The organism is Chryseobacterium sp. MMO-72, from assembly GCF_037146035.1.
Taxonomy (GTDB): domain Bacteria; phylum Bacteroidota; class Bacteroidia; order Flavobacteriales; family Weeksellaceae; genus Chryseobacterium; species Chryseobacterium indicum.
Genome location: NZ_JBBCWG010000017.1, coordinates 1 through 21,070, shown reverse-complemented (window position 1 = coordinate 21,070; position 21,070 = coordinate 1). Strand labels below are relative to the sequence as shown.

Below are 21,070 nucleotides of genomic sequence, written 5' to 3'. Positions count from 1 at the left end.
CAAAGTTTTCAATATGCTGTTGAGATCCTTTTATGATTATAAGTTGCATGATTATCATCTCCCGCAGATTAAGCAAATTTAGCAGATGATTGAGTGGGAAAATCTGCACAATCTGCTAAATCAGCGAGAAAATAAAATAACTTTCAGAACGATTGAAGAGTGATTTATTTACATTTATTTACGTTATGTCTGTCATGCTGAAAGCATCTAAACAAAGTTTTCAATATGCTGTTGAGATCCTTTTATGATTATAAGTTGCATGATTATCATCTCCCGCAGATTAAGCAAATTGAGCAGATGATTGAGTGGGAAAATCTGTACAATTTGCACAATCCGCGAGAAACTAAAAACATAAAAAAAAGCTGTTCCAACCGAACAGCTTTTAAATTATTTCAAAACTTCAACTTCAATCGCACTGTCATCAAAAACTTTGATAAATGCTTTGGTGTAATCCTCCTTCGTTGCAAAATTCGGATTTTCCATAAACTTCTGCGGGTTAATCGCAAAAAGCGGGAACCACGTCGAAGAAATCTGAATCTGGATTTTATGTCCTTTTTTAAAAGTATGCACCACATCCTGCAATCTGAAATTCACGGCTGTTTTCTGGTTCGGAACCAAGGCTTCCGCTTTTTCTCTTGAATTTCTGAATCTTGCAGGCATAATTTCACTTCTTACCATCTGATGATAATTTCCATAGATCACCCCGTCTTTTTTCTCAGCAGGTTTAAAATCTTCAGGATAAACATCAATTAATTTTACCGCAAAATCTGCATCCGTAGAAGTGGAAGCAATATTTAATTTTGCCATAATTTCTCCTGCAAAAGTAATGTCATCCGTTAGAACATCCGTTGTAAACGTTAAAACATCAGGTCTTCCTTCTGCAAATCTCTGGTCTTCCGACATATAATTTTTCGGGGTGAAGCCGTTGAAATCTCTTAAATTATCAGAGCTTAAAACCGGATTATTCGGATCGCTGTAGTATTCTGAAGAACCTTGTCCCGCTGTGTTTTTCAAAGTTCCTTTCGATAAATAAAAATTCACTTTCTGTGCTTCTTTTGGCGGATAGGTTGCAAACTCTCTCCATTGTTTTGCACCGGTGTCGTACATCAATGCTTCCGGTAAACCTGCATCCTGTTTTGTATTTCCTTTCAGGTAATGATTAAAGAATTTTGTTTCCACATTCTTCTGGTAATACGTTGCAATGCTGTCTCCGAAATAAACCTGGTTGTGGAAATGTTTTCCCTGTTCATACGCCCAGGCTCCGTGAGAAAAAGGTCCCATTACAATTGTGTTTTTCGCTTTCGGACTTGTTTTTTCAATGGTTTTATAAATATTTAAAGGCCCTGAAAGATCTTCCGCATCAAACCATCCTCCCACAGTCATTACCGCATGATTTACGTTTTTAAGATGAGGCAGAAGACTTCTTTTCTGCCAGAATTCATCGTAATTCGTATGATTCATTATTTCCGTCATGAAGAAATTATCCTTGTAGTACTTTTCATAACCGTCTTTTAAGGTTCCCATGTCTCTGTAAAATTTCAGACCGTCTTCAGAAGTCGCTTTAATCATAGAATCAGAATACCATGCTTTATTTTCCGGCTTTGTTTTCTGAACTCCGAAAACCGGGAAAGTTCTGAAATAGCCCATCATAAATCTTCCGTTGTGAAGAAAATCGTCATTCCAGAAATCTGAAATCGGCGCCTGTGGAGAAGAAGCTACCAAAGCAGGATGTTCAGCTAAGATTCCGACTGCGGTATAAAATCCGGGATAAGAAGTTCCGTATTGCCCTACTTTTCCGTTGTTGTCTTTGATGTTTTTCAATAACCAATCGATTGTATCGTAGGTATCGGTACTTTCATCAACGTCTTTTTTCGTTTTATGATCCACCTGCGGCGTCATATTGGTGAACGTTCCTTCACTCATGTATCTTCCGCGAACATCCTGAAAAACAAAGATATATTTGTCTTTCATCAGATATTGGTTCGGTCCCAGTTTGGTTCTGTACTCGTTTTCACCATAAGGAGCAACGCTGTAGCAGGTTCTCTGCATCAGAAAAGGATATTTGTTTTTGTTGGAAATATCCTTTGGAATATACACCGAAGTAAAAAGTTTTACTCCGTCGCGCATCGGAATATACATTTCCTTTTTAATAAAATTATCCTTTACAAAAGTATCGGGTTGCTGTTTAGTCTGAGAATTTCCAAAAATAAACAGAAAAACAAACAAAATTGAAAAGTGAATCTTCATTGTTTAAAATTTGCAGCTAATTTAATCATAAAATGGTTTTTAGCATAAAGTTTTAACAACAGGTTGTCATTCTGACGAAGGAAGAATCTAAATTAAATATTATTTTATGGATCTTTTATTTTAAACTTTACCACAAAAGATGCAAAAGATTTAAACACTTTGGTTTTTTAAGTTTAATACTTAAATGGAAAAAAGATTTTGAATATCCGTTAAACAACCTATTACTATGCATTGATATGAAAATCAATTATTTATAACAGGCACTTCGACAAGCTCAGTGTGACACCTCTAATAATAAACGCTTGATTTCTAGCGATGTCAAGCTGAGCCTGTCGAAGCTTTAGGTTAATAAACGGACAATCAAAAAAAGATTATATAAGTTAAAAAAAAATCAAATAAAATTATTTCTTCTTCCCTCCAAATTTATTCAGTTTCATCACCAGAGAAAACATTACATACCTTTTCAAAATCAAATCTTCTCTGTCTTCAACGCCTGAAGCGGAAATCGTTCTGGTAACACTTTGGTTCTGGTTGAGAACATCATATACTTTTACGCGAGCAGTAAGCTGTTTTTTAAAAAAAGTATAGCTCACACTTGAATTTAAAAAATAAAAATCTCTCTTGAAGCCTGGTGCGATATTCGAACTCGTGTTGTATTCAAAATCATTTTCAAAGACCAGATTGGTTTTAAAAAAATAATTCGTGAGCTCCAGACTGAAATTCTGGGACGTATTTTTAATGCTTTCAATGCTGTAATTTTTATATCCTGAAAAATTATAATTGACGCTGTAAGATGGTTTTACTGTAATTTTGTCCTTCTTTTCATAGGTAAGATTAATTCCCGGGCTGAAATTGTAAGAGTTTCCTGTGAATTGCTGTCCGTTGATAAAACCTCTGTTAAAACTGTAACTAAATCCTGATCTTGGTCTTACATTCAGTTTATGATCTTCCCATTTATACGTTTTTCCTAAACCTGCAATGAAATTGACGCTTTTATTTCCGCTGATGTTCGCGTAAGTCACAAACTGCTTTCCTGAATCATCGTAATATGAATAATTGGTTGTGTTGTTGTTATTGTACACAAAACTGAAATTGAAATAATAGTTTAAATTTTTCTGAATATTATAATTGTTGAAATAAACATTCGTAGAATTTGTCCATGAGTTTTTCAAATCAGGATTTCCTTTGTACGTTACCAGAGGATTGGATTCATCCAAATACGGAATCAGGTTTGCAGAAGAGGGAAGAGTGGAATAGGATGAATTATTGATGCTTACATTAGAAGTCTGGCTAAAATTGTAAAGCAGTCCGAAATTATATCTCGGAAGCGCAAAATTTCGCTGAAGCTCATAATTTTGTCCGTTGAAAGTGGAATGATAGTTCAGATCCGTAAGATTTAAACCTAAAGAAGTCCACATTTTCAGCATTTTTTTATCTAAATTAAAACTGATCTCCGGCGAAAGCTGATTGTTTTTTTCATCCGAGCTGTTGGATAAAGCCAGATTGTACACCGTATATTTTCCGGTAGCGGTATCAAAATCATTAACAATTCTTTCATTCACAGAATTTCTCGAATTATACTCCATACTCATCGTCACACTTGCAGAATCCGAAACAGGTTCCGTATATTTTGTATTAAATGAATAATTGTTATTCTGATTTTTACTTTGGCTCAGCTGATTTCTTACATCTCTTTTCGCAACATTTTCCACTCCGTTTTCAAAAAATAAAGTACCGGAATTGATGAGGTTATTGTTTTTATTCTGCTGAATCGAAGTAATTAAATCGGCATAAAAGCTTCTGTTTTTCTTTCTGAATTTTCTTGCGTAATGAAGATTAGGCGAGAAACTGTTGTTTTCAGAATCCGTTACGGTAGAAGACTGACTTTTATTTAAAAGTTCATCATTCTTAAAAGTCGCTGAATTTCCCGTTCTGAAATTATTTGATTTTGTAAAAGAAAACGACGGCGAAAAAGAAATGGTACTGATTGTATCCGGCTTTATTTTCAAAGTAGAATTAAGTGTGTATTGCTCTCTGTCATTTTCGGCGCGGTTTTCTGAGTCTGTTTTTAAATTGGAATCGGGAAGAAAAGTGGTTTTAGAAACTTTTGAAGCTGTTTCAAGATTGGTCGTATTTCGTTTGATTCCCAGTTCCTCAATTTCGACTTCTTTACCCAGTTTATCACTGTAATTCACCCCGATCATCGAAGATTTCTGAATTCCCAGCTTTGAGTTTTTACCATTGTCATCATCCATAGAAACACCCTGCGAATTGATATTATTGGCATAACCCAGCAAACTGATCTTGGTCTTATCTTTAAAATAATTAATCAGTCCTTTTTCGTCATACCGTTTATCTGAGCCGTAACCTGCAGAAATTCTCGAAATCCAGCCTTTGTTTTTCTTCTCATCAATATTGAAATTAATGGTTTTATTCTGCGATTTAGGCGTTTTTCCGGTAAGTTCCTCTTCTTTGGTTTTGGTGGTGGTAAACTGTATGTTTTTAATAATATCGGCGGGAAGATTTTTTAACGTAATTTTTCCGTCTTTATCGAAAAAAGGCTTTCCGTTCACCATGATCTGGTCGACTTCTTTTCCATTGACGGTAATTTTTCCGTCGTTGTCGATCTCCACACCGTCAATATTTTTTAATAACTCTTCAATATTGCTGTTGGGACGTACTTTGATGGCATTTGCTTTATATTCAATTGTGTCTTTTTTTATTTTAATCGGCGAAACGGTAATTTTTACCTCTTCAATATCCGAAATCTGGTTTTTATCCAACTGGATGTCTCCCAGATCAATAGATTTGTCGATGGTATCGAATTTTGTGGAGTAAGAAATTAACTTTTCAGCATCAATCTGTAGAATTGTAGGTTCATTAAGTTCTTTGGTTTTTATTGCAAACAGACCTTCCCTGTTAGAAGCTGTATAATCGACTAACGAAGAGTCTTTCTGTTTTAAAAGATAAATGGTTGCATTCTCCACAGGTCTTTTCCCAAAATCTGTAATTTTTCCTTTAATGACGTACTTTTGTCCATTCAGCATAAGAAAGCTAAACAAAAAAAGCAGCAACCATAAGATTTTCTTCATTGAATGTTTTTGAACGCGCTAAAATATAAAAAAACATCCCCTAAAAGGGATGTTCCTATTTTAAATATTGTTAAATCTTTACAATTAAGCTCTCAAATATCTTGAGTAAGCATAACCTTCCTGTCCGTCTTCAGTTTTTACTTTCCACCAGTCGTCTGATGTCTGCTCAACCAAAGTTACGGAAGAACCTTTTGACGCTTTACCTACAACAGCAGCATCCGTAGAAGGTTCCTGTCTGATGTTAAGATTAGATTCGTCCGTTGCAACCGTAAGAGCTGCACCTGCCGCCAAACCTGAAACCTGTACATCAATATTGATGTCTGAAGCAGAATACGTAGAATCAATTGCTCCTAAAGCATTCCAAACCGCATCTTTCGCTGCTGTGTTGGAAGCACTTCCTGAAACGTAAAGAATTCCGTCCTGTTCCTGAACCTGAAGATTAGAAATCCCTGCAGACTGAGCTGCAGAAACTACACTTGAATATTTATCTTGTAATGTACTCATCTCCGGATTATTTTACAGTATACTTATAATTTACTTTACCCACTTTCAAAGCATCAACAGATTCTTTTACTTTTCTTGCATCAGCAGAAGATACGCTTCCTGTAAGAGTAAGTTCACCGTTTACTACTTCTACTTTTACTCCCGGAATATCTTTTACGGCATCCTGTACTTTTTGCTGTACCATCGGATCTACCGCGCTTTTAGTTTCCACAGGAGCTACAGCAGGTGTAGCAGGAGCTACAGTCGCCATATCCATTACTTCTTTAACACCGGTAATGGCTTTCAGTTGCTTAATCATTGCATCTTTTGCCTCCTGAGTTTCGAAAGTCCCGCTCAGGTGTGCAACTCCGTCCTTCACCTCTACAGAAGCACTAGGATTTGCTGTTACTACCGTAGTAGCCTGCGTTTGAAGATCGGCATCAGAAACTTTCTTTTTACAAGAAACAGCTCCGAAAGATACAGCTATAGCTAATGCAGCCATTGCGATCGTTTTTTTCATAGTTGTATATTTTTTTATGTTGTTAATACAAGTAAATGTAATAATAAAATTTGTACCAAAAGGATAAAATTCAAATAAATTTTTGTAAATTTTTCTACAATATTTTACTAATCAGATAATTAATTTTAAATCGTGTTTGATTTAACATAATATTGTTTGTGGAGGAAATGAAATCTTTCTGCCAATTGTAAAAATATTATATTTGCGAATCTTGAAACATATATATGAAAGGACAGAATAAACTTTTTATAGCAATTATTATTGCACTCGTGATCGGTGTGGGAATCGGCGGACTTGTACACACACAATATCCGGAAAGTGCAGAATCTTTTTCTAAAAATATAAAACTTCTGGGAACGGTGTTCATCCGTCTCGTTCAGATGATTATTGCTCCGTTGGTTTTCACAACTCTTGTTGTAGGAATTGCCAAAATGAGCGATATTAAAATGATCGGAAGAGTAGGGACAAAAGCGATGCTGTGGTTTATTTCTGCTTCATTAATTTCACTATTCATTGGATTAATGCTCGTAAACTGGCTTGAACCGGGACACGTAACCAAACTTCCGATTCAGGATGCTGCCTCCGCAGAAGAATTATTGAAAACGAGCAAAGGTTTTTCTATGGAAGATTTTGTAAAGCATATTATTCCTAAAAGTATTTTTGAAGCTTTTGCAACCAATGAAGTATTACAGATCGTGGTATTTTCCATCATGTTCGGAATTGCTCTTGCCAATTTAGGTGAAGAATATTCTCAGCCTGTTATCAAACTATTCGACATTATAGCACACGGAATCCTGAAAATGGTAGGATACATCATGTGGTTTGCACCGCTTGGAGTTTTAGGCGCTATTGCTGCGGTAGTCGCGACCAATGGTTTCGAGATTTTTAAAGTCTATGCCATTTATTTAAGAGATTTTTTCTTCGCTTTAGGCGTACTTTGGCTCGTGCTTTTACTGGTAGGATATTTAATTTTAGGCAACCGTCTTTTCGAGTTGTTAAAAAGAATAAAAGAACCATTGCTGATTGCTTTCTCCACGACGAGTTCAGAAGCCGTTTTCCCGAAACTGGTAGAAGAACTAGAGAGATTTGGCTGTAACAACAGAGTGGTATCATTTATTTTACCTTTAGGATACTCTTTTAATCTGGACGGAAGTATGATGTATATGACATTTGCATCAATTTTCATCGCTCAGATCTACGGAATTGAAATGACGTTAGGACAGCAGATTACAATGCTTCTGGTATTGATGTTAACTTCAAAAGGAATCGCGGGAGTTCCGAGAGCTTCTTTGGTAATTATTGTGGCAACCTGTTCCATGTTCGGTATTCCGCCGGAAGGAATTGCTTTAATTCTGCCAATCGACCATTTCTGCGATATGGGAAGAAGTATGACCAACGTTCTCGGAAATGCTTTGGCAACCTCAGCGGTTTCTAAGTGGGAAGGACAATTGGAAAATCATGGGGGAAATCTTTAATTAATAGGTGAAAAGTCAATTTCACTTCGTTTGTGAAATGTGAATTATTAAAGAGAAAGTTTACAAGCAAAACGAATTCACCATTGACGATTTATATCTTATAAAAAATCAAGCTAGGCTGTGAGTGGTCAATAGTGAATTCTTAATTTTCATTATTGACCATTTATTTTTGACCACGACTTATAATCACGTAACCATTGCTATCATTTGCTGAGTGAAACGCCATTGCGAATGAAAAATATTTTCAATCCTTTTAAATATAATCTTTGCAATCTTAGCGTTTATAAAAAAGATTCTTCACTCCGCTGTACTTCAATCAGAATGACAGCTCCATTTAAAGAAATTTAATTCAAAAATTAGCAATGAGAAAAATTAGAATTACACTGCTATCATTTGCTGAGTGAAACGCCTTAGCGAACGAAAAGTATTTTCAATCATTTTAAATAAAAACTTCGCGATCTTAGCGTTTATAAAAATATTCTTCCCTCCGTTGCGCTTCGATCAGAATGACAGCTCCATTTAAAGAAATTTAATTCAAAAATTAGCAATAATAAAAACTAGAATGATACTTTTATCATTTGCTGAGTGAAACGCCTTAGCGAACGAAGAATATTTTCAATCCTTTTAAACATAATCTTTGCGATCTTTGTGTTAAATAAGATTCAAAACAATCAAATGAATTTACAACATCATAAAAACTCAATTACAGAAAACGGCTTTACCGTTATCGATCAGATTTTTTCCGATGAAGAAATTGGAAAGATCAGTGAAGTTATCCAAAATATAGATACTTCTAAAGAAACTTTCAGAAAATCAGAGGATCTTTTTGCTATCCGACAGTTTTTAAAGGAAATCCCGGAAGTGAAAAATTTGATTTTTAATGAAAATTTAAAAACAATCATCAAAGAAATTTTCGGCGAAAAATATTTTGTGGTAAAAAGTATTTATTTTGATAAACCTGAAAAATCAAACTGGTATGTTGCGTATCATCAGGATTTAACGATTTCGGTTGATAAAAAGCTGGAATTGGAAAATTTCGGATCATGGACAACGAAACAGAATCAGTTTGCGGTTCAGCCTCCTTTGAATATTTTGGAAAATATTTTCACCATAAGAATTCATCTGGATGAAACGAATGAAAACAATGGAGCACTCAAAGTGATACCTAAATCCCACGCCAAAGGAATTTACAGACCGGAAACCATCGATTGGAACGCAGAAACTGAAACCATCTGCAATGTCGAAAAATGTGGAATTATGATTATGAAACCATTACTTCTTCACGGTTCCAACCGAACAACAAACGGCAGAAAAAGAAGAGTGATCCATATTGAATTTTCTGATATGGAATTGCCCGCAGAACTAAACTGGTCGGAAAGAATGAATTAATTTTTAACTACAAAGTTTTTATTCAGAACGAAACGGAAAATCTTTTTTCTCCCGCAGATTACACAGATTTTGCAGATGTTTGTATTAAAAAGATCAGCAAGATTTGCTAAATCAGCGAGATTAAAAAAACAAAACCTCTTTCAAGCCGAAAGAGGTTTATTATTTAGAATAAATTTTAAAAATTATTTCACAGAAATCTCATCCACAAAAATATAAGCATCACCGCCCGCTCCCTGATGCCACTCCGGAAGTTTCCCGAAATGATAGGCTTTTACCTTTACATATCTTGCCTGTGTAGGAAGAACTTCTGTTGAAAAATCCTTTACCTGAACGGTTTCATCTTTCGGATCCAGAGTATTTTCAACCGTTTTCAGCAAAATAAAATCTTTTCCGTTGTTGGAAACATAATATTCCACTTTTTTAGGCATTAAAATCCATGCGCGGCTGTCCTGAAGATAGGTTGAAGATAACTGAGTGAATTGTTGAGGTGATTTCATGTCGATAATCGCTTCAAAAGTCTGTCCCTGATAACCCAGCCATTCACCTTTTCTCCAGTTGGTGTCACCGTTGATTCCGTCGATTAACGATAATTTTCCGCTTGCTGTGTATTGCGGAGTAGGAGTGGAATTTACCATAATGTCCCAATTATTCGGTCTTCTGTTGAAATTGGCTCTTACAATTGAGCTTTTTTCGCCATTTCTTTCCGCGTAAGCCGCAACCTGAGTGGTTTTAGTAATAGTAAAAGGACCTTTATAAGCGGTAAACATTTTTCTTACGTTTGCATCACCCTCATCCAGCGTCATATAGTAAATTTTGTCATCAGGATTTAGCGCTGTGATCTCAACCTTTGTATTCAGGTCGAAAATTCTTGATGCAGAAATAACGGGAGAAGCCGTTAATTCATCATATTTAAAATCTTTGAATGATTTTGCGTTTTCAAGACCAAGTTTTTTAAGCTCTTCTCTTTTTGTATTGGGAGTAATCGTTCTTGTTGTTCCGTCTTCAAGATGAATTTTAACCTCATCAAAATAAGGCTTCGTCGTCTGCCATTCCGGTAAACCGGGAGTTACAGAGTAAATTCCCATAGAACTTAAAATATACCATGCGCTCATCTGTCCGCAGTCTTCATTTCCGATCAGTCCGTCCGGTGTGTTTTTGTAATAATTATCAAGGATGAATTTAATTTTTGCATCTGTTTTCTCAGGCTTTCCTACGTAATTATAAAGATAGGCGATATGGTGGCTCGGTTCATTTCCCTGTGCATATTGTCCGATTAATCCGGTAATATCCACTTGTTCTCTTCCTGTGGTTTTGTCCGGTGCAGAAAAAATACCATCAATAAACTGTTCAAATTTCTCTTTTCCGCCATGCGCCGCGATCAGTCCCGGAATATCCTGCTGAACAGAGTAGGAGTAATGCCAAGAATTTCCTTCTGTATAATTGTTATTAACTTCTCTCGGCTCAAAAGGTTCATACCAGTTTCCGTTTTTTCTCGGCTGCATAAACCCATTCTTTGGATTGTACAGATTTTTCCAGTTCTGGGAACGTTTCATGAAATACTGATAGTCTTCTTTTTTGCCTAAAATTTTAGCCATTTGGGCGATACACCAGTCGTCGTAAGCATATTCCACGGTTTTGGAAACACTTTCATGCTCATCATCAATGCTGATGAAATTGTTCTGTTTGTAAGCATTTAACCCAAAAATATCCAGCATAGCAGAGTTTTTAGAAGCCTGAAATGCCTTTTCATAATCAAAACCTGTAATTCCTTTTGCCATCGCATCGGCAATAACGGAAACTGCATGGTAACCAATCATGCATTCCGTTTCGTTGGAAGCCAGTTCCCAAACCGGAAGTTTTCCCCCCTGTTCATATTGTTTAATAAAGGTATTGATAAAATCTGCCGTTCTTTTTCTGTCGATCAATGTCATCAAAGGATGCGCTCCGCGAAAAGTATCCCAAAGTGAGAAAACCGAATAATAATCGAATCCGTTTGCCATGTAGAATTTGTTATCGCGCCCTCTGTATTTTCCGTCAACATCCATATTGATGTTCGGTTGTGTAAAAACGTGATACATGGCGGTGTAAAAAACTGCCAGTTTATTTTTGTCGGAAGATTTAACCTCGATTTTAGATAATTCTTTATTCCAGTCTGCAACAGCATTTTTTTGAATGTCATTAAAATTATCAGACTTTCCTTCAGCCAGCATATTTTTTGCCGCTCCTTCGTACCCTGTAGGAGAAATCGCCACTTTTACAAGAATTTTTTCGCCTTTTTTGACCTTTGTAGAAAATGCTATTTGAATTTCATCACCTTTTGTAACTTTCTCAGGTATAGAAACCCCTCTTTCGCTAGGCTTTACAACATGATCTTTAGATCTAAACATCGGTTTTGAAAACTCAATTCTTGCATAAATGTACTGGTTCGTTGCCCAAGCTTCACTTCTGCGGAAAACTTCAATGGTTTTATCATCAATGATTTTTACTTCGCCTTCCAGCAGTTTATCTCTGTGATTCAGATCTAAAATAATATTTGCATCTCCTGCATTGTTGAAGGTATATTCGTGGTAACCGACTCTTTTAGTTGTTGTTAAACGAACATCAATATTGTGTTTGTCTAATTTAACGGAATAAAATCCTGCCGTTGCTTTTTCGTTCTTGTGAGAAAATCTGGATGAATATTCTTTAGGTGTTAAACCCGGTTTTCCCATCGTTGGCATCAGCATAATATCACCATAATCCGAAACCCCGGTTCCGTTAAGGTGAGTGTGAGAAAATCCGTAGATCACAGAATCTGAATAATGATAACCGCTGCAGCCGTCCCAGCTTCCGTCGATTCTGGTATCAGGTGAAAGCTGTACCATTCCGAACGGAACAATAGCTCCGGGAAAGGTGTGACCATGACCGCCGGTTCCTATAAACGGATTCACATACTGCGAATAATTCTGGGCTTTGATACATAGGGAAGTGAGAAAAAAAAGTAAGATGAATTTTTTAGAGTTCATTGGTTTGGTGATGTAATTTTTACTTGATATAGATTTCAACAAATCTAACAAAATTTCATTAATAATGAGGAAATACACATTGCGCCGAATTAATAAGGACTTATGAAACCGTTTTTATGATTAAATGAAGGGAAATAATTTATTTTTAATAAGCTTGTTTCTGCTAAATCTTTTTTCCTCAAAAGAAAATATCTATCAGTCTCTTTACTTATTCTAAATAGCTAAAAATTACGTAAATTTGTAAACAATTTATTTAGTTTATGTTGACGAAAGAAAAGGTACAGGGTTTCCTTAAAGAGATAGAAGTTGATGATTTGGTGAATAATCTTCAGATAATGGGCAATGATGTCTATATTGACATGACGGCTCACTCTCCCGCAATGCACGAAAAGAAAAAGCTTGAAGCAGCAATGAAGCAGGCTTTCGCAAGCGAGTTTGGCGAAGATATTAATCTGAAATTAAAGATCGTTTCTCCGGAGCCGAGCGAAATTCAGCAAAGCCAGATCAAAGGAAAGCAAATTCCGGGAATTCAGAATATTATCGCCATTGCTTCCGGAAAAGGAGGAGTTGGTAAATCTACAGTTTCTGCAAATATGGCAGTGACTTTAGCAAAAATGGGCTTCAAAGTAGGATTGTTAGATGCAGATATTTACGGTCCTTCAGTTCCTACGATGTTCGATACAGAAGGCGAAAAACCAATTTCCGTAGAAGTGGACGGAAGAAATCTGATGAAGCCTATTGAAAATTATGGTGTAAAAATGCTTTCGATAGGATATTTTTCAGGAGCGAACCAGGCAGTAGTCTGGAGAGGTCCGATGGCTTCAAAAGCATTGAACCAGATGATCCGCGATGCAGCTTGGGGAGAACTGGATTTTTTGCTTATTGATCTTCCTCCGGGAACGGGAGATATTCATTTATCTATTATTCAGGAGGTTCCTGTGACGGGAGCAGTAATTGTAAGTACACCACAACACGTTGCTCTGGCAGATGTAAGAAAAGGTATTGCAATGTTCCAGATGGAAAGCATCAACATTCCGGTTCTTGGATTAATCGAGAATATGGCGTACTTTACACCGGAAGAATTGCCGGACAACAAATATTATATCTTCGGACAGCAGGGAGCGCAGTATCTTGCAGATGATCTTGGAATTCCTGTTTTAGGGGAAATTCCTTTAATCCAGAGCATCAGAGAAGCAGGAGATGTCGGAAGACCGGCAGCTTTACAGGAAGGTTCCAAAATTGCTGAAATCTATACGGAAACTGCCCGAAAAATGGTAGAGAGCCTTGTGGAAAGAAACAAATATCTTCCGCCAACAGAAGCGGTAAAGATTACAACCATGGCTGGCTGCTCACCAAAAGCAAAATAATGATTTTTTTTTAATCTGAAAAAAAACAGAACTGAACTGAAAAAAATATGGAAACAAATATAACGCACGAAGATACTGTAACAAGAGTTTTGGAAGCTCTGGAAAGCATCCGTCCGTTTCTGAATAAGGACGGTGGTGATATCGAGCTCATCGATGTGAAAGACAGTCTGGTTTACGTAAAACTTTTAGGAAACTGTTCCGGATGTTCTTTAAATTTTTCAACCTTAAAATTAGGCGTGGAAAATACCATTAAGCAATATGCTCCGGAAATAGAAAGGGTAATAAATGTAGAGTAGAAGAGTAAAAAATAAATATTTTATAAGACAGATCGTTTAAGGTCTGTCTTTTTTTTATTCTTAGCCTACCGTAACAGATTTTCTAATTATTTTAATATAGATCTTAAAGTTTCTGACGAGAATGGTGGCAGAAGCGGATGTAATTTAAATTACTTACCATGTCGAATGCCATTGTTTGGTTAGAAGATATCCCTGAATCTGGAATTTATCAAAAAAAATGTGATCAGCATGAAATAGAGAAATTATCTATATATTGCTTTCAGACAGGTCTTTAAACCTGATATTGCTGTTTTTTAAGAAAAATTTAAAGAATATTATGAAATTTTTTATAGTAATAATTCTAAGTGTTCATGAATATTTTATGTGCTATTTTTGTACAGAATTGTTTACAATGCGATATGGGGATGTATGCTTGTAATATACTTTTATTCTTATGTTTTAGATGTTTCATATTTTTTTAGCAGTTGGTGTAAAAAAGTGGAAATAATATGTTCTGAAAAATTTCAGGATAATACAGTATATTGAATGTTCGTAAATCTCTTTAATCAGGTAAAATATAACAAAAAATAATATTGGTCTGTAACTTGTATTGAAACTGTAAAAATTGAATGGAAAGCAATTTTCCGAAAAGGGAAATTATTAAAACTAACACTATGAAAAATATACTCATTGCTGACGGTCATTATGTTGTAAGAATGGGAACTTCGCTCATTTTAGAAACTAAACTTGAATATCAGTGTACTATAGATTTCGCAGGAACTTATCTTGAAGCAAAAGAAAAAGTTTCTGAAAAGATATATGATCTTTTAATTATTGATATTGATATTCCGCAAAGTATTTTCAAAGCAATGGTAAAGGAACTGAAAAAGAAACAGAAACAATTAAGGATTCTTATCTTTTCCAATTACGATGAAAATGTAGGAATTCAGTACATAGAAGAAGGAGCGGCGGGATATCTTAATAAAGGCGCAACAGAAGAAGAAATCTTAGCAAGCGTGAAGGCAATATTCGAAGAGGGATATTATTACACGGTAGATATGATGAAGAAACTCGTTATGCAGTCTACGGATATTCACTCTGTGGAGCGGCTTTCAAAAAGGGAATTTCAGATTTTTAAACTTCTCGCAGAAGGCAACGGAAATATAGAAATTTCGAATAGTCTGAATCTCAAAATGTCTACGATCAGTACCTATAAGAAGAAAATTTTTGAGAAACTGCAGGTTAAAAATGTAGTAGATCTCGTAAGAATCTATGACGATATGCATTAAAAAGCAGTCGCGGCGAAATTCTTTCGCCGCGATTTTTATTTTACAGTGACTTGAATTTCGAATTCCTAAAATAGATGCAGAATACTTTCGAAGTTTGATTTCAGCAGTTTCTTACTTATTTTCTCTTTTTGCAAGCCCTTTTATAGCTTCATGCCTTATCTGATGGTCTTTAGAAAAACAATTTTTATACAAGACACTTCTGATTTCTTCATCATCATATTCGATTTGTGTTCCAAGACCAAAAGTAGCCCAGTCTCTCACTCTAAGACTCCTGTCCTGTGCCAGTTTTATCATCATTTTTACTGCTTTATAATTCTCAACTCCCAGCAAAGAGAAAGTAAGTGCATACCTTATCTCTTTAGATTCTGAGTTTTGAAATTTTTCTAAAGTTCTGAAATGCTTTGTTTTTAAATGCTGGTTGTTGTGACCAACGGCAAAAAGGCATGTACAAATAAGATTTTCATCAGATGTTGTTCTTAAAATTTCAAAGATTTTATCAAAAAGAGGCTCAACAAAGTTTCCACGTTTATTTCCTAATTGGCATAGAATATCAATCCCGATTTGTTTAAATTTTGCATCATCAGAATCTATCATTTCAAAACATTCCGAAATCATTTCATCATTTACATATGTTCTTAATTTTGAAATATGATTCCAGTAATAACTTTTATATTTTGCTTTGAAAGCTTTTGTAATTAAAAAATTAATGTCCGGATTATCCATCTTAAATTTCAGATAAATTTTCAATAATCTCTTTAATCACCTTTAAAACCTCAGTAGACTTTTCCCGGATGATCAGCTTATTTTTTTTATTTACAATCAGTTCCGTGAAATGGTTGTCTTCTGTATTGATGTCAACAATGAAGGCTCCGTATTTCAATGCGGTTTCAGCAATGGCAAGCGGAAGATTTGTCGCTCCGGAAGTTCCGATAATGAAAAGCACTCCGCTGTTTTTTGCCACTTTCAGAGAACTGAATTTCTTATTGGTTTTTTCATCATAATATTCATCAAACCACAAAATATTCGGGCGCATCCAGTGTCCGCAATATGAACAGGTAAGCAATTCAATATCTTTTGCTGTAAGATCTTCATCGATGTCTTTGCCTTTAATTTCTTCCGGAAGATTCAAAATTTCCTTACATCCGTTCGAACATTTAATTTCACGGTTATTTCCATGAATTTCATAAATTCGCTGATTTCCTGCTCGCCGGTGAAGATTATCTATATTTTGAGTAATCAGATGAAACCGGTCCTGCAGCATTTTTTCAATTTCAGCTAAATGAAAATGGCTTTCATTGGGTTCTGCACTATCAAACATTTTTTTCCTGAAAAGAGAAAATTGAAGAACTTCTTCAGGATGTTGCTTAAAATATTTCAGCGTTCCGAATTCTTCCGGCTTATGAAACTGCGTTCCTTTTACCCAGATTCCGTCTGTTCCGCGATAGGTAGGAATTCCGCTGTCGGATGAAATTCCTGCTCCCGTTAAAAAAGTGAAAAGATTTCGTTTTTCTTTATGGTAAACCTGATGGATGATTTCTTCTAATTGCGTTTTCATGGTATTTCAAAGTTTAAAACTACTGAATTTCTTTAAAACAAAAAAGCCCCGAAAATTCGAGACTCATTTAATCAACTAAATAATATATAATCTACTTTACAATAACTCTTTTCAGATGTCCTTCGGAAGTTTTTATAAGATAAACTCCTGTGGAAAGCATCGAAGTGTCGATTGTTAAAGCATTTTTTTCTTTTCCAATCTGTTTTCCGGACATATCATACAATTCATAGCCCTGCGCTCTGTTGAAATACAGAATATTTCCTTTTGTTACCGGATTCGGGAATACATTGAAGGTTGCTTTTTCAGATTTAACCTCCCCGGTTGCCAGAGTAGGAGCATTAGCAATTTCATACATCGATAATGTACCGCTGATTTCATTGGCAACAATTACATATCCTTTTCCGGTCGTTGTATTTTCGGGAGCAATGTAGATAAGTCCTTCCGGTCCGTTATCGCCTCCGTATGCAGAAGTCATTCTCGAATGCTTGTAATCTGTAAAAGCAGGATTGTTAGGATCAGTAATATTATAAACCATTACTCCGCCGGTTCTTTCCAGTGTAATGAAGGCGTACGTTTGTCCGTTAATATTTCCTAAAGCAACTCCTTCAGGTTCAGGACCTTTTGCACGGCTTCTGCTTTTAACAGTATTGGATTCATTATCTGCATTAAAGATCAATGGATGATTGGCTGCTATATATCTCTCAAAACGGTCTCCGCTGTCGTAAACGATCTGTTTTGTATCTGCATTGAAGATCGAGAATGAACGCGCTCCCAAAGCTGCTATTTCCTCGAAATCTGTATCTCCGTCTGTATTTCCTGTTGCATTGGAAACTCTGAATCTTCCTAAATTATAAGAAGCCTTTAAAACAGAAGACTGTGGAAAAATAGCCGGATCTAAAGTATAATCATTTGCGCCTACTGTAGTTCTTTCACTGAATCCTGCAAGATCTTTTTCATCTCCTTCATTGGCAGTTACAATATAATTGGTTCCTCCAACTTTATAATTCTGTACTCCATCCGGAAGAAAATAAGCTTTCACAGGCCAGTTGGCAATTAAAATCTCTCCGTTGTTATCGGAAGCATCAAAGCCGTTTCCGGGAATGCTCATGTCTTTTTTGCCCAATCCCCAAATTCCCGTAATGGTTTTTGTGGCTAAATTAACTTCAGCCACTGCATTGTTTTCCTGAAGCGTAACCCATGCTTTCTGACTGTCTGAGCTAATTGTAATGTATTCAGGTTCCAAATCCTGAGAAAGCGTATTGTTTGTTCTTACTTTTCTTACACCGGTTGCAGCTAATGCAGAAACCTGAGAATCGAAAGCATTAAAATTAAGCGTCGTAACATTGCTTTGCGTAAGATTCGCAATTCCGCCCGAAATATCAATAATGCTGATTGTTCCTTCCGGATCTACGGTATAAGCATCGTTCGGCTCGCCTTCATTGGCGGTCATTACTTTTGTTCCGTCCGGTGAAAAAGTAATCATATCCGGTAAAGCTCCTACGGTAACCTGCTTCAGGAAATTTCCGTTGATATCAAAGAAAACTACAGAACCGTTCAGCTGCGGATTGGTGTTCGGAGAAGCCGCAGCAATAATTCCGTTTTTTACGGCAATGCTTGTAATTCCGCCGTAAGGAGCCATATTAATGGTATTAACAACGGTTGGCGAAGTAGGATTGCTGAAATTAATAATATCAAAAACATCGGTGATGGAACTGATGGTAAATAATCTCTGTGTGGCAGGATCATGAACTACAATTTCCGTAGAACTGGTATTGGTTCCCGAAGGATCAAAACTTCCGATATAATTTAAAGAAATCTGATGAGTTGGAACCGGAGCGGGTTTATCATTATCAACAATATAAACTGTTGCATTGCTGTCTCCCGAAATGGTTGCTCCGACCGGATTTTCAAGGCTTACTACAAAATATTCAGCCTGCTGTTCTTCCAGCGAATCATCGATGATCGGGATGTTTACGGTATAACTCGTTGTGGAAGGAGTAAGATTAATCGTCTGATTCGTTAGTGTAAAGTCGCTGCTGTTTGCCGTGCTGAAAGGAGCAGGTTTCACCACTAAGTTCACTGTTGAATTTGACGGATTTGTAACATTTATTTTAAATGCCAAAGTTCCTGCATTTTCACTGACTTTAATAAAGTTTTTATCCAGTGAAATTGAGGTTCCTGCGGTGGTAAAAGTGGTGGAAGTAACTGCCGTCACTGCATTATCACTTGTATCTTCTACCATGTTGGGTTTTAAAGCCAGATAATACGTTTGGTTGGGGATTAAAGCTACAGTCGGGATCACTGTAATTTTATTGCTGGAAAACGTAGTTGTAAAGGGAACCTGAGAACCTGAAGCATTTCCAAGGCGGAAATCGACAAGCATTTGTGCATTAGAATCGTTGATCGCGGAATTGTCTGTTAATCTTACACTTTCATTAAAAGAAATCGTAGGATTTACAGTCGTTAAAGCATTGTTTGTGTTGTTTGAGGGAAGGTAAGTTACGGTGGGTGGAGTAGTGTCGGCTGCATTAATTGAGGTTGCATCGACGGTGAAATTATCGAAACGGTTGTTTCCCACAGTTCCTCCTGAACCTTGTGAGAATTCAACTTTAAGTTTAAAATTAGGATTGTTAGATACTCCGGAAACGGCTGAAAAGTCCAATGTAATGAATTGCGGATTGGCATCTAAAGGAGAAACCGTCTGAAAAGTAACGAAATTTGTTCCGTCCACAGAATATTTCCACGTCTGCGTTCCTGCTCCGGAACCGGATCTTCTTGTCGTAAATTTCACGACAACATTATTGTATCCTGTTGTTGGCAAATTGAACTGAAGGTTTCCGTTGATCGGGAAATTATAACGTAAATGCGTTCCTGAAACATCTCCGTTTCTCGCATTGAAATTGTCGATATTGAAATTCTGTCCTGTTCCGTTGGCGAAATCTACATCAGTAGTTCCGTTGATTACGGCTGTCATCGAACCTCCCAACAAAGTGGAAGTCGGGGTAGTGATGGAAGCTGCCGAAGCATTGTTGTTGAAATTCCAGTAGTGGATAAGAGAGGTCTGCCCGAAAACCGCTCCCTGAAGAAAGAATGCGGCGACAACAGAACTTTTTAACAGGTAGTTGTTAATCATTTTTTACTTACATTAAATTTATGCAAAAATGAACGTTCTACTTTGCAAAGATTTTAAGCAAATTTTAAAAAATGATTAATAAATAACAGGTAAGAATAAATTTAAGTTAATAATAAAAATAATAGCCATGAAATACAGAAATCGATTTCAGTTGAAACGATTTTAGAACGGATGATTCCCAAAAATATTTTTATTTTGAGACCTGACCGGAAAAACGCAGATTTTTACCCGTGAATTTATTTCCTTCCATGGGATGCTTCTGCATATAAAAAAATCCTGAAATTGCCGTCAGAACCAATAAAATAAAAGCTACCAGAAAAATTCTTTTTAACATTTCCTTCATATCGCCAGATTTTTAATGTCCTTAATTTCTAATGTCGAAGTCGGATATCCTTTTAGTACAGCATTAATCATTGCGATACCCACTTCTTGTAAAGTTAATGATTTTGATGGTAATAAAACAGGAAAAATCCAAATTAAAGGTTTAAAAAACCATTTTACATTTTCCTGACCTTCAATGGGTTTCATGAATCCCGGTCGAAAATTATATGCTGCCCTGAATCCAAGTTTTCTGAGTGCATTTTCTGTTCTGCCTTTTACTCTTGCCCACATTATTTTCCCGCTTTCCGTTTTGTCGGTATGCGCTCCGGAAACATAGTTGAACACCATATCCGGATTCTGATGAAGTACTGCTTTTGCAAAATGCAGTGTCGTATCATACGTAATTTTTGTATATTCTTCCTCGCTCATTCCTACACTGCTGATTCCTGCACAGAAAAAGACGGCATCATATCCTTTGAAGTTTTCATCATTCAGATTTATCTTTAAAAAATCTGAAACAATATATTCTTTTAATTTGGCGTGTTTTTTACCCGACGGTTTTCGGCTTACACTGAGAATTTCAGAAATGTTCGGATTCTCTAGACATTCCATTAAAACGCCTTCACCCACCATTCCTGTTGCTCCCGTGAGAATTATTTTTATTGAATTCATTTCTTTACTGTTATTACTGTTGTTGACGTTTTCAGTAATGCTTTTACTTTATGTGGTATCAAAAATTATACAATTTTTTTTAGTTTTTTGAAATTTGGGTATTATTTAACCTAGTTGATAAGGGTTTGATAGTTTCGGGGGGGGGGGAGCCGCCCCCGCCACCAGACAAAAAAAAAAAAAAAAACAGAAAACAAAAATAAAAAAAAACAACCCAATTAAAAGATAGGCTGGTTAATTTTATTTAAAA

General features: G+C 36.1%; 15 protein-coding genes. 5 read left to right on the top strand and 10 right to left on the bottom strand.

Annotated elements, in window-relative coordinates:
- Positions 1-387 precede the first annotated feature (387 nt).
- From WFH39_RS18515 to WFH39_RS18500, 4 genes are all read right to left on the bottom strand, one after another.
- Entirely contained in the window at positions 388-2,247 is a 1,860-nt protein-coding gene (locus WFH39_RS18515) for a CocE/NonD family hydrolase (RefSeq protein ID WP_336690963.1), read from the bottom strand.
- 401 nt (positions 2,248-2,648) lie between these two features.
- Positions 2,649-5,339: an outer membrane beta-barrel protein gene (locus WFH39_RS18510; protein WP_336690962.1), complete on the bottom strand. Its 2,691-nt coding sequence runs from the start codon at positions 5,337-5,339 to the stop codon at positions 2,649-2,651.
- 84 nt (positions 5,340-5,423) lie between these two features.
- Positions 5,424-5,843, bottom strand: a complete 420-nt coding sequence (locus WFH39_RS18505) for an SH3 domain-containing protein (protein ID WP_336690961.1) — start codon at positions 5,841-5,843, stop codon at positions 5,424-5,426.
- 7 nt (positions 5,844-5,850) lie between these two features.
- Positions 5,851-6,342: a BON domain-containing protein gene (locus tag WFH39_RS18500; protein ID WP_336690960.1), complete on the bottom strand. Its 492-nt coding sequence runs from the start codon at positions 6,340-6,342 to the stop codon at positions 5,851-5,853.
- A 224-nt stretch (positions 6,343-6,566) separates the two neighbouring features.
- Here WFH39_RS18500 and WFH39_RS18495 point away from each other — a divergent pair, with 224 nt between their 5' ends.
- Positions 6,567-7,817: a dicarboxylate/amino acid:cation symporter gene (locus tag WFH39_RS18495; protein WP_336690959.1), complete on the top strand. Its 1,251-nt coding sequence runs from the start codon at positions 6,567-6,569 to the stop codon at positions 7,815-7,817.
- Positions 7,818-8,492: 675 nt separating this feature from the next.
- On the top strand, positions 8,493-9,206 hold the full coding sequence (locus WFH39_RS18490; protein WP_336690958.1) for a phytanoyl-CoA dioxygenase family protein: 714 nt from the start codon (positions 8,493-8,495) through the stop codon (positions 9,204-9,206).
- 182 nt (positions 9,207-9,388) lie between these two features.
- Here the strand turns inward: WFH39_RS18490 and WFH39_RS18485 are convergent, their stop codons facing one another.
- The gene (locus tag WFH39_RS18485) at positions 9,389-12,211 is read right to left on the bottom strand and encodes a GH92 family glycosyl hydrolase (protein WP_336690957.1); all 2,823 of its coding nucleotides are present in this window, start codon (positions 12,209-12,211) and stop codon (positions 9,389-9,391) included.
- A 260-nt stretch (positions 12,212-12,471) separates the two neighbouring features.
- On the opposite strand from WFH39_RS18485, the gene WFH39_RS18480 reads away from it, so the two are divergent.
- From WFH39_RS18480 to WFH39_RS18470, 3 genes are all read left to right on the top strand, one after another.
- Positions 12,472-13,578, top strand: a complete 1,107-nt coding sequence (locus tag WFH39_RS18480) for an Mrp/NBP35 family ATP-binding protein (protein ID WP_336690956.1) — start codon at positions 12,472-12,474, stop codon at positions 13,576-13,578.
- Between the two features lie 47 nt (positions 13,579-13,625).
- Positions 13,626-13,874 (top strand): NifU family protein, encoded by a 249-nt coding sequence (locus WFH39_RS18475; RefSeq protein WP_214590583.1) that lies wholly within the window; start codon positions 13,626-13,628, stop codon positions 13,872-13,874.
- Between the two features lie 653 nt (positions 13,875-14,527).
- The gene (locus WFH39_RS18470; protein WP_214590582.1) at positions 14,528-15,142 is read left to right on the top strand and encodes a response regulator transcription factor; all 615 of its coding nucleotides are present in this window, start codon (positions 14,528-14,530) and stop codon (positions 15,140-15,142) included.
- A 111-nt stretch (positions 15,143-15,253) separates the two neighbouring features.
- Here the strand turns inward: WFH39_RS18470 and WFH39_RS18465 are convergent, their stop codons facing one another.
- The 5 genes from WFH39_RS18465 to WFH39_RS18445 form a co-directional block, all read right to left on the bottom strand.
- The gene (locus WFH39_RS18465) at positions 15,254-15,865 is read right to left on the bottom strand and encodes a hypothetical protein (RefSeq protein ID WP_336690955.1); all 612 of its coding nucleotides are present in this window, start codon (positions 15,863-15,865) and stop codon (positions 15,254-15,256) included.
- A gap of 1 nt (position 15,866) precedes the next feature.
- Positions 15,867-16,697, bottom strand: a complete 831-nt coding sequence (locus WFH39_RS18460; protein WP_336690954.1) for an SIR2 family NAD-dependent protein deacylase — start codon at positions 16,695-16,697, stop codon at positions 15,867-15,869.
- A gap of 91 nt (positions 16,698-16,788) precedes the next feature.
- A complete protein-coding gene (locus WFH39_RS18455; RefSeq protein ID WP_336690953.1) occupies positions 16,789-19,830 on the bottom strand; it encodes a choice-of-anchor I family protein in 3,042 nt (1,013 codons plus the stop codon).
- Between the two features lie 190 nt (positions 19,831-20,020).
- Positions 20,021-20,173 (bottom strand): hypothetical protein, encoded by a 153-nt coding sequence (locus WFH39_RS18450; RefSeq protein ID WP_157967229.1) that lies wholly within the window; start codon positions 20,171-20,173, stop codon positions 20,021-20,023.
- Positions 20,170-20,823, bottom strand: a complete 654-nt coding sequence (locus tag WFH39_RS18445) for an NAD-dependent epimerase/dehydratase family protein (RefSeq protein ID WP_336690952.1) — start codon at positions 20,821-20,823, stop codon at positions 20,170-20,172. Before WFH39_RS18445 ends, WFH39_RS18450 begins: the two co-directional genes overlap by 4 nt.
- Between the last annotated feature and the right edge of the window lie 247 nt (positions 20,824-21,070).